Raw genomic sequence first — 15,155 nt, forward strand, 5'->3', positions numbered from 1 at the left:
ATGGACTTCGCGTTCGACGCGCGCACGGAGGAGCTGCGCGCCAGGCTCCTCGCCTTCATGGACGAGTACGTCTACCCGGCCGAGCAGGTCGCCCACGAGCAGCGCGCCGCGCTGGACTCGCCGTGGGAGAACGTCCCCGTAGTGGAGGAGCTGAAGGCCGAGGCCCGCAGGCAGGGGTTGTGGAACCTGTTCCTGCCCGACTCCGAGTACGGCGCCGGCCTCACCAACCTCCAGTACGCCCCGCTCGCCGAGATCATGGGCCGTTCGCCGCAGATCGCGCCGACGGTGACCAACTGCGCGGCCCCGGACACCGGGAACATGGAGGTGCTGACGCAGTTCGGCGACGAGCAGCAGCGCAAGCAGTGGCTCCAGCCGCTGCTGGCCGGTGAGATCCGCTCGGCGTTCGCGATGACCGAGCCGGACGTGGCCTCCTCGGACGCCACCAACATCACCACCCACATCGAGCGGGACGGCGACGAGTACGTCGTCAGCGGGCGCAAGTGGTACATCTCCGGGGCGATGCACCCGGACTGCCGGATCTTCATCGTGATGGGCAAGACCGACCCGGACGGGGCGGACATCCGCCGCCAGCAGTCCATGGTCCTCGTCCCGCGCGACACCCCGGGCGTCCGGATCGAGCGCGCGATGCAGGTGTTCGGGTACGAGGACCACTACCACGGCGGACACGCCGAGGTGATCTTCGACGGGGCGCGGGTGCCGGTGTCGAACCTGATCGGCGAGGAGGGCGGCGGTTTCGCCATCGCCCAGGCCCGCCTCGGTCCGGGCCGGATCCACCACTGCATGCGGCTGATCGGCATGGCCGAACGGGCCATCGAGCTGATGTGCCGCCGCGCGGCGTCCCGGGACGCGTTCGGCAAGGCGCTGGCGCAGCAGGGCGTGGTGCAGAACTGGATCGCCGACGCGCGGGTGGCGGTCGAACAGCTGCGGCTGCTGGTGCTGAAGACGGCCTGGATGATGGACACCGTCGGCAACCGGGGCGCGCACACCGAGATCCAGGCCATCAAGATCGCCACCCCGCGCACGGTCGTCGGCATCCTGGACCGCGCGATCCAGCTGTACGGGGCGGGCGGGGTCAGCCAGGACTTCCCGCTGGCCGAGCTGTACGCCGGTGCCCGCACGCTGATGATCGCCGACGGGCCGGACGAGGTGCACCAGCGGTCGCTGGCGCGCCGGGAGCTGAAGAAGTACCTGTAGCACCTGGAGGGCACGGCGCCCGACGGGGCCGGGAACGGTGCCGTCGGGCCGCCGGCCGGGCCGACACGCACCCCGTCCCGGAGGACCTCGGACGGCCGCGGTACACGGACCCGGTCCCGCGTGGGCCGCCCGCGCCGGGCGGGGGGCCCGGGCCGGGGGTCAGGGGCGCAGCGCGCGCAGCAGCAGGTCGGCCAGGTGGTCGGCCACCTGCTGGGGGCTGAGCGGGCCGTCGGGGCGGTACCAGGTCGACAGGTGGTGCACGGAGCCGAAGTGGTAGTCGACCACGAGGTCGGCCGGGGTGGCCGTGGAGAAGACGCCCTCCCGCTGGCCCTCCTCGATCAGCGCGCGGAAGCGTTCGTGGTAACGCCGGCGCTCGGCGCGGACCTGCTTGTTCTTCTCCGGGCTGAGGTGGTGCATGGAGCGGAAGAAGATCGACGCGTCGTCGAGGTTCTCGATCGTGGTGACGACGACGTCGGCCGCCGCGCCGCGCAGCCGCTGGTCGATCGGCTCGTCGGCGCCCGCGAAGTGGTCCAGGCGCTCCTGCTGGAGGCGCAGCACGCGCGCGTACACCTCGTGCAGCAGGTCGTCCTTGGAACCGAAGTAGTGGTACAGCGCCCCTTTGGTGACGCCGGCCGCCTCGACGATCTCCTGGACCGAGGTGCGGTCGTAGCCCTGCTCGGCGAAGAGCCGGGTGGCGGCGGCCAGGAGCCGCCGCGGCACGGGAGTCCCGTCGCCGTCCGTCGTCCTGGGCACTGTCGCCACCCGCCTTTCCGTGTCGCTGTCAGTCGTCGGTCGGGGAACGCGTTTCCCGACGGAGGATCTTCCCACTGTCCGCTCCCGCCGCGTGCGGCAGGACCTGCGCGGGGCGCGGCCGCGCGCGGAGGGCCAGTCTGCCGCCGCCCCGCGCGGCGGGCGCGACCGGGTCCCCTCCGGCGCCGGGCCGGCCCGTCAGCCGGTCGCCTCCCACTGCTGCTGGATGCGGTTCATGCCGGAGAGCCAGCGGTCCGGCTCGGCGGCGCGGGCCCGGTAGTACTCGGCGACCTCCGGGTGCGGGAGGATCAGGAAGCGGTCCTCCTCGATGCCGCGGAAGAGGGCGTCGGCGACGTCGTCGGGTTCGATGGCGGTCGGCCTGAGGACCAGGTCGCCCGCGCTGCCGCTGGCGTCGAGCATGTCCGTGCGCACGCCCTGCGGGCAGATCGCGTGCACCTTCACCCCGCGGTGGCGGTAGGTGAGGGACAGCCACTCGGCGAAGGCGTACGCGCCGTGCTTGGTGACGCTGTAGGGCGCGGTGCCGATCATGGTGAGGAGTCCGGCGGCGGAGACGGTGGAGACGAAGCGGCCGCTGCCGCGTTCCAGCCAGTCCGGCAGCAGCGCGTGGGCCGCGCGGACGTGCGCCATGACGTTGACGTCCCAGGAGAGGGCCCAGCCCTGCTCGTCGAGGGGTTCTCCGGGCCGCCCGCCGTCGCGGCCGACGCCCGCGTTGGCGCAGTAGACGTCGATCGTCCCGCCGAGTGCCTCGCGGGCCTCCTCGACGACCGAGGAGGCGTCGCCCGGGACCGCGACGCCGCCGATCTCGTCGGCGACGCTCTTCGCCCGGCCGGCGTCCAGGTCGTTGACCACGACCTGCGCGCCCCGGTCGGCGAAGCGGCGGGCGACGGCCGCCCCGATGCCGCCCCCGGCTCCCGTGACGACCACCTTCGCACCCTGCTCGGCTTGCACCATCGGACTCCTTCGACGCGGCTCCCAGCGGTTTCCGGGCGCCAGACTAACCGGTCGGTATGCCCGGTGGAAGAGGTCTTCGGCGGGGGACCGGTGCGGTGCGTTCCCCGGGCCGGTCACGCGCGCTAGCGTGCGTGTGCATGACACCCGCCGCGATCACGGAGGTCGCCGTATGAAGCTGTCCAGACGGAGCCTGCTCGCCACCACCACGGCCGCGGTCGCGGCCTCCGCCGCACCGGCGGCCGCCGCGTCCGCGCGAGCGCGGCACGGGGCGGGCCGCAGGCTGCGCACCGGGTTCGAGCGGCTCGCGGCGGACGGTTACGCGCTGCTCGCCGGGCGGCGCGTGGGCGTGGTCACCAACCCGACCGGCGTCACCCGGGACGTGCGGCACATCGTCGACGTCATGCACGCCGACGACCGGGTCGACCTGATCGCCGTCTTCGGCCCCGAGCACGGGTTCCGGGGCACCGCGCAGGCGGGCGGCTCCGAGGGCCGCCACGACGACCCGGCGACCGGCCTTCCGGTCTACGACACGTACCTGAAGAGGGGTCAGGAACTCGCCGACATCTTCACCGCCTCCGGCGTGGACACGGTGGTCTTCGACATCCAGGACGCCGGCGCGCGCTTCTACACCTACATCTGGACCCTGTTCGACTGCATGGAGTCGGCACGGCTCGCGGGCACGTCGTTCGTGGTCCTGGACCGGCCCAACCCGGTGTCCGGGCGGGCCGCGCTGGGTCCGGTGCTGCACGAGGAGTTCGCGACCTTCGTCGGACGGCGGCCGATCTCCCAGGCGCACGGGATGACCGTGGCGGAGCTGGCGCGGCTGTTCAACGGGGAGTTCCTCGAGGCACCGGTGGCGCTGGAGACGGTGGGGATGTCGGGCTGGAGGCGCTCGGACTTCTACGACGCCTCGGGGCTGCCGTGGGTGCCGCCGAGCCCGAACATGCCGACGCCGGAGACGGCGCTGGTGTACTCCGGCACGTGCCTGTTCGAGGGGACGAACCTGTCGGAGGGGCGCGGCACCACCCGGCCGTTCGAGCTGCTGGGCGCGGACGGGATCGACGGGGGCTGGGCGGCGGCGGCGAACGGGCTGGGCCTGGCCGGGGTCCGCTTCCGTGAGGCGTACTTCGCGCCGACGTTCTCCAAGTTCCAGGGCAGGACGATCGGGGGCGTGCAGCTTCACGTGCACGACCGGGAGGCGTTCGACCCGGTGCGCACCGGGATCGGGCTGCTGATCACCGCCAAGCGGTCGTGGAGCGGCTTCGCCTGGCGCCCGGACCACTGGATCGACAAGCTCACCGGCTCCACGCTCGTGCGCACGATGATCGACGCGGGGGCGGACACCGACGAGGTGGCCGGCGGCTGGCAGGAGGAGCTGGCGGAGTTTCGGAGGACGCGGCGGGAGTACCTGCTCTACCGCTGAGCGGCGGGACGGTGGTGCGGACGGCGGCGGGTCGCGGACGGCGACCCGCCGCCGTCGCATCTGGCGCGAAACCGCCGGCACCCCTGGTGACCTGCGGTGTCACCGCTGCGGACGGTGCCTTCCGGAGCGCCGGGTCCGGCGGATCGGAGAGCGGTGTGCATATCGGCCGGTTCTTCAGGAACCCGTGGAGGCCGCGGGGAGTTCTCAGGCTGACGAGGGAGAGCTCCTCCCCTGCGGGAGGGCGCGCGGCGCGGAGCCGCCGGCGTCCCCGTGGACGACCACAACTGAAGTGCGCGCCGGGGGAGTTGGCCCGCGAGCCCCGTGGCCGGCTGATGGGGGCCATCGGAAAAGGGATGGAGCCGATTCGCGTGTCGATACGTCTACTCGGCGACGTCCGTTCGACGACGCCGAAGTGACCGGATTACAGGTGCAGGTGTGACGGAGGTGCAGGACGATGGCCGGTTTCCGGAGTCTGGCGAGACAGGTCCGAGATCCGCGGTGTGATCTCGCGCTGCGGCGCTACTCGCTGCGCAAGTGCCTCGAGCGGTTCGCTCCCTACGGGCACAGGGCGACCTGGGACCATCTGTGTGCGCGAGCCGGGTTCGATCCCGAGGACCGCTCCGTCGACCCGGTGCGGCTCGTGGCCGCGCTGGACGAGCTGGAGGAGGCCCGGGCGGTCTGGCTGGCCTATGAGAGGGAGTTCGCGAAGCGGCGCAGGAGGGAGAAGCACGACGGGCTGCGCAGGCCGGGCAGCGTGGACGACTGGCACCGGCTGACCTGGGGCGGTTTCGGTGTGGCCTGGTGCGACGATCCGCGGGTGCATCCGCGCGAGCCGCTGGCCGAGGTGCTGCGGCGGCTGATCGCCGCGCTGGAGCGCGAGCCGGGTACGGTCTGCCCCGTGTGCCGGGGGGAACGGCTCGTGTGGCGCCACGACCTGGATCACGAGCCCTCGGCGGGCCCGGTGTGCGCGGACTGCGGGATCCTGGTGCCGCGCCCCGTGCTCACCCCGGGTGCTCTGGCGGACTCCCGCCGGGTGAGGCAGCTGGTGTCGGCCTGACGAGGAGCGGAGCGGGCAGCGGAAGGCGTCGGGGTGCGCAGGGGATGCCGCACCCTCGACGGCTCCCGGGACCGTAGCAGGCGGTAAACGGGTCGTTCCAGGGCTTTGTGATGCGGACAGTGGGGGGCGATGAAACGCACCTGAGAGCCCTGGGAGCTGTCCGATGTCGACGCTGCGCGTCACCGCCGAAGTCCTGACCGTCCACGATCACCCGGGCGCCGACGCCCTCGAACTGGCCCAGGTGGGCCTGTACCGGGCCGTCGTCGCCAGCGGCGCCTACCGCACCGGCGACGTGGCGGTGTACATCCCCGAGCAGTCCGTGCTGCCGGCCGGACTGATCGAGGAGCTGGGACTGACCGGGCGCCTGGCGGGCAAGGACCGCGACCGGGTCAAGGCGGTCCGGCTGCGCGGAGAGCTGTCGCAGGGCATCGTGTGCCGGCCGAAGGCGCTCGCGGACACCGACCTGGTACGGGCCGCCGCCGACGGCACCGACTTCGCGGAGCTGCTGGGCATCACCAAGTGGGTGCCGCCGGTCCCGCCGAGCATGAGCGGCGACGTGGAGTCGGCGCCGGATCTGCTGCCGTGGGTCGACATCGAGAACATCCGGCGCCACCCGGACATCTTCGCCCCCGGGGAGCCCGTGGTGCTCACCGAGAAGCTGCACGGCACGGCCTGTCTGCTGACGTATTGCGCCGCGGAGGACCGGGTGCACGTCTCCTCCAAGGGGTTCGGTGCCAGGTCGCTGGCGCTGCGGGAGGACCCGCGCAACCTGTACTGGCGTGCGGTGCGTGCCCACGGTGTGGCCGAGGCCGCCGCGGAGCTCGCCGCCCGGCTGGGCGCGCGGCGGGTCGGTGTCTTCGGCGAGGTGTACGGCGCGGGCGTCCAGGACCTGGCCTACGGCGCGGACGGGCGGCGCGACACCCTCGGGTACGCGGTGTTCGACGTGTCCGCGGAGATCGACGGCCGGGTGCGCTGGCTGGACGCGGCCGCGCTGCTGGAGGGCCGGCTGCCGCTGGTGCCGCGGCTGTTCTCCGGCCCGTACGACGGTGAGCGGGTGCTGGAGATCGCCAGTGGCCGGGAGACGGTGTCCGGGCGGGGGCTGCACCTGCGGGAGGGCGTGGTGATCCGGCCGGCGGTCGAGCGGCACAGTCCGGTCACCGGCGGCCGCGCGATAGCCAAGGCCGTGAGCCCGGCCTATCTGACCCGCAAGGGCGGCACCGAGTACGAGTGAGCGGCACAGGCGGGTGCGCGGGCGGCGGCGGGGGACGCCGCCCGCGCACCCGCGTCCGGTCCCAAGAGTCCTCCTTCCGGTCCTAGGAGTCCTCCTTCCGCCCGGCCCTCTCGGCCATGAGCCGCGACCCGGCGCGGCGCTCGCCCGCGATGTCGTCCGGGTTGGACAGGACGCAGCTGTCCAGGGAGAGGCAGCCGCAGCCGATGCAGTCGGTGAGGTGGTCGCGCAGGCGGTTGAGCTGCCGGATGCGCTCGTCGAGCTCGGAGCGCCAGGTCTCGGACAGGTGCGCCCAGTCGTCCCGGGTGGGCGTGCGCTCCTCGGGCAGTTCGGCGAGCGCCGCGCGGATCGTGGCGAGGGGAATGCCGACACGCTGGGCGGCGCGGATGAAGGCCACCCGGCGCAGCGTGTCGCGGCTGTAGCGGCGCTGGTTGCCGGGGGTGCGGCGGCTGCTGATCAGGCCCTTGGACTCGTAGAAGTGCAGGGCCGATACGGCGGCGCCGCTGCGGGCGGAGAGCTGGCCGACCGTGAGCTCGTGGATCTTCTCTGGAATCCGTTGCACTCCTCGACCCTACCCACCCTCCTCGCGCCCGGTGCCGTTGACAGGGACCCCCGGGCCGACCATGCTAAGCAGTTGCTTAGGCATGCGCACGCGGATGCGCCTGCGACTACGTGACGCGAGAGGCCGGGACATGGCAGAGCCGAGGATCTTCACGTCCGTCGACGACCTGAAGGCGGCGGTGGGCGAGCAGCTGGGACACACCGACTGGCTGGAGGTCGACCAGAAGCGGATCGACCTGTTCGCCGACGCCACCGGGGACCACCAGTGGATCCACGTCGACCCCGAGAAGGCAGCGGCCGGGCCGTTCGGGACGACCATCGCGCACGGCTATCTGACGCTGTCGCTGCTGCCGCTGTTCGGCCCGCAGCTGATCTCCGTCGAGGGCGTGAGGATGGGCGTCAACTACGGCACCAACAAGGTGCGCTTCCCCGCTCCGGTGCCGGTCGGCTCCCGGGTGCGCGCCACCGCGACGATCACCGGCGTGGACGAGGTGGCGGGCGGCGTCCAGGTGACCACGGCGTTCACCGTGGAGCGCGAGGGCGGCGACAAGCCGGTGTGCGTGGCCGAGTCGGTGGCCCGCTACTACCTCTAGGCGGCGCCCGTCCCCCGGGCCCCCACCATCCTGAGCACGAGGTCGGCGTACAGCTCGCCGACCTCCTCGGGGGTGCGGGGTCCGTCGACGTTGAACCAGCGGGCGACGTCGATGCACAGGGAGAGCACGGCGAGCGTGGTGCCGCGGACGTCGGGGACGTCGAAGTCGCCCGAGCGCACCCCTTCCTCGATGATCCCGCGCACCTCGGCGTCGACCTGGCGCCGCAGGGCGAGGATCTCCGCGCGGGCGCCGGGTCCGAGCGAGTCCAGCTCGTACTGCACGACCCGGGCGGTGGTCCGGCCGCCCGCGTGCCAGCGGACGAAGGAGCTGACCGCGTCCGCGAGCCGCTCGGCCGGGGTGCCCTCGGCGCGGGCCGCCGTGCGCAGGATGTCCACGGCCTTCTCGTGGCCGATCCTGCTGATGCGGTGGAGCAGCTCTTCCTTGGTCTTGTAGTGGATGTAGAGCGCGGCCGGGCTCATCCCGGCGCGGCCCGCGATGTCGCGGGTCGTCGTGGCGTGGTAGCCGCGCTCCGCGAACGCCTCCACGGCGGCGAGCAGCAGCCGTCGGGCCGCGTCGGGCGTCACCTCACCCCACGGCTGCGCCTCACCGCCGGCCGTTTCCTCCGCCGTACTCATCGCTCACCCCATTCGCTTGCAGGGACAACACCATACCGGCAAGGGTGAGCGGGCGCTTAGCGCCGGGTGCGGTGGATCGTGCCGCGGGCGGGAGGGGACGGCCGGCGGATCACAGCTTCTGCAGCGGGTCGTGCTCGGCGAGGAGCTTCTCCAGGCGGGCCTGGTCGACCCGGTTGACGATCTGGCCGGCCTCCTGGCGGTCCCGGATGACCTTGGCCAGGGTGAAGGCGGACGTGACGAGGTAGAGGACCGCGATGCCGAGGAAGGCGCGGACCCAGGCGTCGGTCTCCAGGTTGAAGATGCCGACCGCGGTGGCGCCCATGGCCACTCCGAAGGACGCCACTGCCTGACCGTAGAAGGCGGCCGTGCTCTGCTGCTTGACCGGTGTGTCGCTCATGCCGACAAGAATCGGCGGATGTGGCCGGGGCCACATCCGTCCGGATACTCAGGCAGGTACTCAGAAGGCCGAAACCCCGGTCAGGGCGCGGCCGATGACCAGTTTCTGGATCTGGCTGGTGCCCTCGTAGAGGGTCATCACGCGGGCGTCGCGCAGGAGTTTGCCCGCCGGGTACTCGTCGATGTAACCGTAACCGCCGAAGACCTGGAGGGCGTTGTTCGCGGCGCGGACGGCCGCCTCGGAGGCGAAGAGCTTGGCCTGGGAGGACTCCACGGCGAACGGCCGGCCCCGGTCGATCAGGTCGGCGACCCGCCAGGTGAGCAGCCGGGCGGCGTCGACGTCCACGGCGATGTCGCTGATCAGCTCCTGCACCAGCTGGTGCCGGGCGATGGGCTTCCCGAACTGCTCGCGCTCCCCCGCGTAGCGCACCGCCGCGTCCAGGGCGGCCTGGGCTATGCCGACGCAGCCGGCCGCGACCGACATCCGCCCCTTGGCCAGGGCGGACATGGCGACGGAGAAGCCCTTGCCCTCCTCCCCCAGCAGCGCCGAGGCGGGGACCCGCACGTCCTCCAGGACGAGTTCGGCGGTGGCCTGGCCGCGCAGGCCGAGCTTGCCGTGGACGGCGCGGCGGGTCAGGCCGGGGGTGTCGGCGGGGACGAGGAAGGCGGAGACGCCCTTGTGGCCGGGGGCGTCGGTGGAGCGGGCGAAGAGCAGGACGACGTCGGCCCAGGTGCCGTTGGTGATGAACATCTTGGTGCCGTTGATGACGTACGCGTCGCCGTCGCGCACCGCGCGGGTGGTCAGGCTGCCGGCGTCGGAGCCGGTGCCCGGCTCGGTGAGGCCGAAGCACCCGACGTACGCGCCGGAGGTGAGCCCCGGCAGCCAGGCGCGCTTCTGCTCCTCGCTCCCCCAGGCGGCGACGGTCTTGGCGACCAGGCCGAGGGAGACGGAGACGATGCCGCGCACGGCGGAGTCGCCGCGCCCGAGTTCCTCGGTGACCAGGCAGTAGGCGAGGTGGTCGCCGCCGGAGCCGCCGTACTCCTCGTCGACCGTCAGCCCGAGGAAGCCGACCTCGCCGAGCTTGGCGACGATGCCGCGGTCGACCTCCTCGGCACGGTCCCAGGCGGCGGCGTGGGGCGCGACCTCGCGCTCCACGAAGTCCCGGGCGAGCCGGCGGACGGCCTCCTGCTCGTCACTCAGCTCCAGGTCCATTCCGAGTCACCCCATGTGAGATCCGCTTGCCGTGCACGCCATCAGACCGTGCACCGTTTAATTAGCAGTGCTAGTTTCTTGTCGCGGTCCTACTATGTGCGCCATGGCCCGACCGCGCAAGCCCTTGCTCAGCACCGACCGGATCGTCGAGACGGCCCGTGCGCTGGTGGACGCGGAGGGGCTGGCCGCCGTCTCCACCCGCCGGCTCGCCGCCGAGCTGGGGGTGAGCGGCCCCTCGCTGTACAACCACTTCCGCACCAAGGACGAGATCCTCGAAGCGGTCGCCGACTCGGTGAGCGCGCTGGTCGACCTGTCGATGTTCGAGGACGGCAGGGACTGGCGGACCGCGCTGCACGACTGGGCGGTCTCCTACCGCGGCGCGCTGCGCGACCACCCGAACATCGTGCCGGTCCTGGCCCGCGGGCCGGGCCGCCGCCCGGCGGCCCTGCGGCTGGCCGACGCGGCCTACGGCGCGATGGTCGAGGCGGGCTGGCCGCCCGCGCAGGCCACCTCCATCGGCGCGCTGATGCGGTACTTCATCATGGGCTCCGCGCTGGGCTCCTTCGCGGGCGGCTTCGTCGGCGACGCCAGCGCCTACGACCCCGCCGACTACCCCCACCTCGGGCAGGCCCATCTGCTCGCCGACAAGCAGGAGAAGATCGACGAGCGGGCCTTCGAGACGGGGCTGGCCGCACTGCTGGACGGGCTGGCCCAGCAGTACGAGCGGCTGCGCGCCGGCGCCTGAGGGGTCCTGCCCCGCCGACCGGCGGGCCGCGCCACCCACCGGACGTTTCGGTGAGCGCCGAAGTGTGCGTGCCGCATGCTGGGACGCATGAGTACGAAGGACCCCCGGGCGGCGGGACTGGCGCGGCTCGCCTCCCTGGCCGCCGACGAGACCCGGGCCGCGTGCCTGCTGGCGCTGCTGGACGGTCGGGCCTGGACCGCGGGCGAGCTGGCCCGGCACTGCCGGGTGGCCGCGTCCACGCTGAGCGAGCACCTGGGCAAGCTGGTCGCGGGCGGGCTCCTCGCCGAGGAGCGGCAGGGGCGGCACCGGTACGTACGCCTGGCCGACGCCCGCGCCGCCCAGCTGGTGGAGGACCTGGCGGCGCTGGTCGCCCCGGACGCCGCCGCACGGCCGCGCACGCTGCGGCAGTCGGGCGCCGGGTCCGCGATGGCCCGCGGACGCACCTGCTACGACCACCTCGCCGGACGGCTCGGCATCGCCGTCACCGACGCGCTCACCGCGCGGGGGCTGCTGCGTCAGGACACCGGGTTCGCGCTCACCGACGCGGGGCTGCGCTGGTTCCCGGCGGCCGGCATCGCCCTCGACCGCCAGGGGCGCCGCCCGCTGGCCCGTGCCTGCCTGGACTGGACGGAACGCCGTCCCCACCTCGCCGGGGTGGCGGGCGCGGCCCTGTGCCGGCACGCGCTGGGCGCGGGCTGGTGCGTGCGCATCGGCTCCGAGCGGGCGGTGAAGGTCACGGAGACCGGCGAGCGCGCGCTGTCGGAGCTGCTCGGCATCGAAGCGGCGGCCCTGCGGTGACCGGGGCGTCCGGAATCCGCGAGCATCCCTCCCCCTCCTCTCCTAGCCTCGGGAGCATGATGAACGTCCCTTCCCGTCCCTCCTCCCGCGCCGGGCTCCTCGCGGCCGGTGCGGCCGCCGTGACCGTCGTCCTGTGGGCCTCCGCGTTCGTGTCGATCCGCAGCGCGGGGGCGGCGTACTCGCCGGGGGCGCTCGCGCTCGGGCGGCTGCTGGCCGGGGCACTGACACTGGGGGCGATCAGCCTGCTGCGGCGGGAGGGGCTCCCGCCCCGGGCTGCGTGGCCGGGGATCCTGATATCGGGGCTGCTCTGGTTCGGTTTCTACATGGTGGCCCTCAACTGGGGCGAGCAGCAGGTCGACGCCGGTACGGCCGCGCTGGTGGTGAACATCGGGCCCGTCCTGATCGCCCTGCTCGGCGCCCGGCTGCTCGGGGACGCGATGCCGCCCCGGCTGCTGGCAGGGATGGCCGTGTCGTTCGCCGGCGCCGTGGCCGTGGGGCTGTCGATGTCCGGCGGGGGTGGGTCGTCGGTGCTGGGGGTGGTGCTGTGCCTGCTGGCGGCCGTGGCGTACGCGGCGGGCGTCGTGGCGCAGAAGCCGGCGCTGAGCACGGCGAGCCCGCTCCAGGTGACGACGTACGGGTGCCTGGTGGGGGCGGTGGCCTGTCTGCCGTTCGCCGGGCAGCTCGCCGGGGAGGCCGCCGACGCGCCCCTCGCCGCCACGCTCAACATGGTCTACCTCGGCGTCTTCCCCACCGCGCTCGCCTTCACCACCTGGGCCTACGCGCTGTCCCGGACGACGGCGAGCCGGATGGGCGCCACCACCTACGCGGTTCCCGCGCTGGTCGTGCTGATGTCGTGGCTGGCGCTCGGTGAGGTGCCGGGCGTGCTCACGCTGGCGGGCGGCGGGCTGTGCCTCGCGGGAGTGGCGGTGTCGCGGTCGAGGCCACGGGCGGTCGCGGCCCCGGCTCCCCGGGAGGGGGCCGGGGAGCCGGACCGGGCACGGGACGCGGTGTGAGCCCGCGGCCGGGAGCGGTCGGACGGCCTCAGTAGACGACCAGGGCCCGTCCCCCCTTGCCCGCCGTCATGGTGTCGAAGGCGGCCGGGATGTCGTCCAGGGTGATGCGTTCGGTGACCAGGGCGCCCGGGTCGAGGCGGCCCGCCCGGATGTGCTCGGCGAGGACCGGCAGGTCGCGGGCCGGGTCGGAGTTGCCGTAGACGCAGCCGGAGAGGGTGCGGCCCCAGTGGAAGATCTCCAGGGCGTTGAAGGTGACCTGCTGGTCCTTGCCACCGATGCCGACGACCGTGGTGCGGCCGCCGCGCCGGGTGGATTCCCAGGCCGTGCGGATGGTGGTCGCGCGGCCGACGCACTCCACGGCCACGTCCACGCCCTCCTTGCCGGTGAGGGCGCGGATCTCGCGGGCGGTGGTGTCGGAGGCGACGAGGTAGTCGGTGGCCCCGGCGGACCGGGCGAGTTCCTCCTTCGCCGGGGAGACGTCGACCGCGACGATGGTGGACGCGCCCGCGATGCGGGCGGACTGGAGGGCTGCCAGGCCCACTCCCCCGACTCCGAACACGGCGACCGTCTCGCCGGACCGCACCCGGGCGGAGTGGTGGACGGCGCCGTAGCCGGTGAGCACGGCGCAGCCCAGCAGGGCGGCGTCGGTGAGCGGGACGCCGTCCGGGGCGGGCAGCACGCAGGAGGCGGGCACCACCGTCTCCTCGGCGAACGCGGCGACGTTCAGCCCGGGGTACAGGTCGGTGCCGTCGTCGGCGCGGCGGGCGTGCACCTCGGCCGCGCCGGCCAGGGCGTTGGCGCAGAGCCAGACCTCGCCGCGTGCGCAGGCGGGGCAGGCGCCGCAGGACGGGGCCCAGTTGAGGACCACCGGGTCGCCGGGCGCGACCCGGCCGACGCCCTCGCCCACCGCGACGACCGTGCCGGAGCCCTCGTGTCCGAGGACGGCGGGGACCGGCAGGCGCATGGTGCCGTTGGACAGGGACAGGTCGGAGTGGCAGACGCCGGCGGCGGCGAGCCGGACGCGGACCCGGCCGGGGCCGGGTTCGGGCAGGTCGATCCCGATGATCTCCAGCGGGGCGTCGACGGCGGGCAGGACGGCGGCACGTACGGCCATGATGGTGACGACTCCCCTAGAACTGGAGGGACTTGGTCTGGAGGTACTCGGTCAGCCCGTGCGCGCCGAGCTCCCGGCCCACCCCGGACTGCTTGTAACCGCCGAAGGGGGCGAGGGGGTTGAAGCGGCCGCCGTTGATGTCGACCTGCCCGGTGTCCATCCGGCGGGCGAAGGCGACCGCCTCGGCCTCGTCCCCCGCCCAGACGGCGCCGGCGAGGCCGTAGACGGTGCCGTTGGCGATGCGCAGGGCGTCGTCCTCGTCGTCGTAGCGCAGGACGGACAGGACGGGGCCGAAGATCTCCTCCTGGGCGACGGTCATCTCCGGGGTGACGTCGGCGAAGACGGTGGGGCGCACCCAGTAGCCCTTCTCGCGGGGGGCGTCGGGGCCTCCCGCGACGATCCGGGCGCCCTCGGCGGTGCCCTTCTCGATGTAGCCGCGCACCCGGTCGCGCTGTCTGGCGTTGACCACGGGGCCGATGCGGTCGCCGTACTTGCCGGCGGCGGCCGCGGCGAGCTCCACGGCCTCCTCGTACCGGTCCCGGTGCACCAGCATGCGGGTCCAGGCGCTGCACGTCTGGCCGGAGTTGGACATCACGTTGGCGACGCCGACGTTGACCGCGCGGGACAGGTCGGCGCTCGGCAGGATGACGTTGGCGGACTTGCCGCCGAGTTCGAGGGCGACCCGCTTGACCATCCCGGTGGCGATCGCGCCGATGCGCCGGCCGACGGCGGTGGAGCCGGTGAAGGAGACCAGGTCGACGTCCGGGTGTTCGGCGAGGGCCTGGCCGGCCACCGGGCCCAGACCGGTGACGAGGTTGAACACACCGGCGGGGATCCCGGCCTCGTGCACGGCGTCGGCGAACAGCCGGGCGACCAGGGGGGTGTCCTCGGCGGGCTTGACGACGAGGGTGCAGCCGGCCGCGAGGGCGGGCGCGGTCTTGGCGACGATCTGGTGGAGGGGGTAGTTCCAGGGGGTGATCGCGCCGACCACTCCGACCGGCTCGTGGAGGACCGTCGAGTTGCCCACCCGCTCCTCGAAGGCGTACGTCGCGGCGAGTTCCGCGTACGAGCCCGCGACGGCGACCGGCACGCCCGCGTGGACGGTCTGCGAGAGCTTCAGGGGCGAGCCGAGTTCGGCGGTCACCGTCTCGGCGATCTCCTCCCGGCGGGCGAGGAGCACGTCCCGGAGCGCGGCGAGGCGGGCGGCACGCTCGGCGGGCGGGGTGGCCGCCCAGGCCGGGAGGGCGGCGCGGGCCGCGCGGACGGCGGCGTCGACGTCCTCCACGGTGCCCGCGGGGACGGTGGCGATCACCTCTTCGTCGGCCGGGTTCACGACCTCGATCACGCCGGATCCCGCGGCGGGGCGCCAGGTGCCGTCGATGTACATGCCGTCGTGTGCCTTCATCGCGCTTCCTCCGGGGCGGGCGTCAGGTGTACGACTG

Annotated in this window: 16 protein-coding genes; 8 read left to right on the plus strand and 8 right to left on the minus strand. The window is 73.5% G+C overall.

What is annotated here, in order from left to right; translation table 11 throughout:
- Positions 1–1,215 (plus strand): acyl-CoA dehydrogenase family protein, encoded by a 1,215-nt coding sequence (locus IE118_RS26045; RefSeq protein WP_189560480.1) that lies wholly within the window; start codon positions 1–3, stop codon positions 1,213–1,215.
- Positions 1,216–1,374: 159 nt separating this feature from the next.
- Here IE118_RS26045 and IE118_RS26050 read toward each other — a convergent pair whose 3' ends face one another.
- Both IE118_RS26050 and IE118_RS26055 read right to left on the minus strand, forming a co-directional pair.
- Positions 1,375–1,968, minus strand: coding sequence for a TetR/AcrR family transcriptional regulator (locus tag IE118_RS26050; RefSeq protein WP_189560568.1), 594 nt, complete (start codon positions 1,966–1,968; stop codon positions 1,375–1,377).
- Positions 1,969–2,163: 195 nt separating this feature from the next.
- Positions 2,164–2,937 carry an SDR family oxidoreductase gene (locus tag IE118_RS26055; protein WP_189560481.1) on the minus strand — a complete coding sequence of 258 codons (774 nt, stop codon included), beginning with the start codon at positions 2,935–2,937 and terminating at the stop codon, positions 2,164–2,166.
- 169 nt (positions 2,938–3,106) lie between these two features.
- Between IE118_RS26055 and IE118_RS26060 the strand changes: the two genes are divergently transcribed.
- The 3 genes from IE118_RS26060 to IE118_RS26070 all read left to right on the plus strand — a co-directional run bounded on the left by IE118_RS26060 (position 3,107) and on the right by IE118_RS26070 (position 6,648).
- Positions 3,107–4,360, plus strand: a complete 1,254-nt coding sequence (locus tag IE118_RS26060; RefSeq protein WP_189560482.1) for an exo-beta-N-acetylmuramidase NamZ family protein — start codon at positions 3,107–3,109, stop codon at positions 4,358–4,360.
- 454 nt (positions 4,361–4,814) lie between these two features.
- Positions 4,815–5,417, plus strand: coding sequence for a hypothetical protein (locus IE118_RS26065; protein ID WP_189560483.1), 603 nt, complete (start codon positions 4,815–4,817; stop codon positions 5,415–5,417).
- 163 nt (positions 5,418–5,580) lie between these two features.
- On the plus strand, positions 5,581–6,648 hold the full coding sequence (locus IE118_RS26070) for an RNA ligase (ATP) (protein WP_189560484.1): 1,068 nt from the start codon (positions 5,581–5,583) through the stop codon (positions 6,646–6,648).
- An 82-nt stretch (positions 6,649–6,730) separates the two neighbouring features.
- Here IE118_RS26070 and soxR read toward each other — a convergent pair whose 3' ends face one another.
- Positions 6,731–7,207, minus strand: coding sequence for a redox-sensitive transcriptional activator SoxR (gene soxR / locus IE118_RS26075; RefSeq protein WP_189560485.1), 477 nt, complete (start codon positions 7,205–7,207; stop codon positions 6,731–6,733).
- A 130-nt stretch (positions 7,208–7,337) separates the two neighbouring features.
- On the opposite strand from soxR, the gene IE118_RS26080 reads away from it, so the two are divergent.
- Complete coding sequence (locus tag IE118_RS26080; RefSeq protein WP_189560486.1) at positions 7,338–7,799, plus strand: MaoC family dehydratase; 462 nt, start codon at positions 7,338–7,340, stop codon at positions 7,797–7,799.
- On the opposite strand, the gene IE118_RS26085 is transcribed toward IE118_RS26080, so the two are convergent.
- The 3 genes from IE118_RS26085 to IE118_RS26095 form a co-directional block, all read right to left on the minus strand.
- Positions 7,796–8,434: a TetR/AcrR family transcriptional regulator gene (locus IE118_RS26085; RefSeq protein WP_189560487.1), complete on the minus strand. Its 639-nt coding sequence runs from the start codon at positions 8,432–8,434 to the stop codon at positions 7,796–7,798. The genes IE118_RS26080 and IE118_RS26085 overlap by 4 nt on opposite strands.
- A gap of 109 nt (positions 8,435–8,543) precedes the next feature.
- A complete protein-coding gene (locus IE118_RS26090; RefSeq protein ID WP_189560488.1) occupies positions 8,544–8,831 on the minus strand; it encodes a YiaA/YiaB family inner membrane protein in 288 nt (95 codons plus the stop codon).
- A 60-nt stretch (positions 8,832–8,891) separates the two neighbouring features.
- Positions 8,892–10,043, minus strand: a complete 1,152-nt coding sequence (locus IE118_RS26095) for an acyl-CoA dehydrogenase family protein (RefSeq protein ID WP_189560489.1) — start codon at positions 10,041–10,043, stop codon at positions 8,892–8,894.
- Between the two features lie 103 nt (positions 10,044–10,146).
- Between IE118_RS26095 and IE118_RS26100 the strand changes: the two genes are divergently transcribed.
- From IE118_RS26100 to IE118_RS26110, 3 genes are all read left to right on the plus strand, one after another.
- Complete coding sequence (locus tag IE118_RS26100; RefSeq protein ID WP_189560490.1) at positions 10,147–10,788, plus strand: TetR/AcrR family transcriptional regulator; 642 nt, start codon at positions 10,147–10,149, stop codon at positions 10,786–10,788.
- Positions 10,789–10,875: 87 nt separating this feature from the next.
- A complete protein-coding gene (locus tag IE118_RS26105; protein ID WP_373303229.1) occupies positions 10,876–11,586 on the plus strand; it encodes an ArsR/SmtB family transcription factor in 711 nt (236 codons plus the stop codon).
- 56 nt (positions 11,587–11,642) lie between these two features.
- Positions 11,643–12,599, plus strand: coding sequence for a DMT family transporter (locus IE118_RS26110; RefSeq protein WP_189560492.1), 957 nt, complete (start codon positions 11,643–11,645; stop codon positions 12,597–12,599).
- A gap of 28 nt (positions 12,600–12,627) precedes the next feature.
- Here the strand turns inward: IE118_RS26110 and IE118_RS26115 are convergent, their stop codons facing one another.
- Together IE118_RS26115 and IE118_RS26120 are read right to left on the minus strand one after the other, a co-directional pair.
- On the minus strand, positions 12,628–13,713 hold the full coding sequence (locus IE118_RS26115) for a Zn-dependent alcohol dehydrogenase (RefSeq protein ID WP_189560493.1): 1,086 nt from the start codon (positions 13,711–13,713) through the stop codon (positions 12,628–12,630).
- Positions 13,714–13,729: 16 nt separating this feature from the next.
- Positions 13,730–15,118: an aldehyde dehydrogenase family protein gene (locus IE118_RS26120; RefSeq protein WP_189560494.1), complete on the minus strand. Its 1,389-nt coding sequence runs from the start codon at positions 15,116–15,118 to the stop codon at positions 13,730–13,732.
- Between the last annotated feature and the right edge of the window lie 37 nt (positions 15,119–15,155).

The sequence above is a fragment of the Streptomyces pilosus genome, assembly GCF_014649835.1.
In the GTDB taxonomy this organism is placed as follows: Bacteria; Actinomycetota; Actinomycetes; order Streptomycetales; family Streptomycetaceae; genus Streptomyces; species Streptomyces pilosus.

What these genes read in the sequence shown, in the direction of transcription:
- IE118_RS26045 (WP_189560480.1), top strand. Translation starts at nt 1, where the DNA reads ATGGACTTCGCGTTCGACGCGCGCACGGAGGAGCTGCGCGCCAGGCTC.
- IE118_RS26055 (WP_189560481.1), bottom strand. Translation starts at nt 2,937, where the DNA reads ATGGTGCAAGCCGAGCAGGGTGCGAAGGTGGTCGTCACGGGAGCCGGG.
- IE118_RS26060 (WP_189560482.1), top strand. Translation starts at nt 3,107, where the DNA reads ATGAAGCTGTCCAGACGGAGCCTGCTCGCCACCACCACGGCCGCGGTC.
- IE118_RS26065 (WP_189560483.1), top strand. Translation starts at nt 4,815, where the DNA reads ATGGCCGGTTTCCGGAGTCTGGCGAGACAGGTCCGAGATCCGCGGTGT.
- IE118_RS26070 (WP_189560484.1), top strand. Translation starts at nt 5,581, where the DNA reads ATGTCGACGCTGCGCGTCACCGCCGAAGTCCTGACCGTCCACGATCAC.
- IE118_RS26080 (WP_189560486.1), top strand. Translation starts at nt 7,338, where the DNA reads ATGGCAGAGCCGAGGATCTTCACGTCCGTCGACGACCTGAAGGCGGCG.
- IE118_RS26085 (WP_189560487.1), bottom strand. Translation starts at nt 8,434, where the DNA reads ATGAGTACGGCGGAGGAAACGGCCGGCGGTGAGGCGCAGCCGTGGGGT.
- IE118_RS26090 (WP_189560488.1), bottom strand. Translation starts at nt 8,831, where the DNA reads ATGAGCGACACACCGGTCAAGCAGCAGAGCACGGCCGCCTTCTACGGT.
- IE118_RS26095 (WP_189560489.1), bottom strand. Translation starts at nt 10,043, where the DNA reads ATGGACCTGGAGCTGAGTGACGAGCAGGAGGCCGTCCGCCGGCTCGCC.
- IE118_RS26100 (WP_189560490.1), top strand. Translation starts at nt 10,147, where the DNA reads ATGGCCCGACCGCGCAAGCCCTTGCTCAGCACCGACCGGATCGTCGAG.
- IE118_RS26105 (WP_373303229.1), top strand. Translation starts at nt 10,876, where the DNA reads ATGAGTACGAAGGACCCCCGGGCGGCGGGACTGGCGCGGCTCGCCTCC.
- IE118_RS26110 (WP_189560492.1), top strand. Translation starts at nt 11,643, where the DNA reads ATGATGAACGTCCCTTCCCGTCCCTCCTCCCGCGCCGGGCTCCTCGCG.
- IE118_RS26115 (WP_189560493.1), bottom strand. Translation starts at nt 13,713, where the DNA reads ATGGCCGTACGTGCCGCCGTCCTGCCCGCCGTCGACGCCCCGCTGGAG.
- IE118_RS26120 (WP_189560494.1), bottom strand. Translation starts at nt 15,118, where the DNA reads ATGAAGGCACACGACGGCATGTACATCGACGGCACCTGGCGCCCCGCC.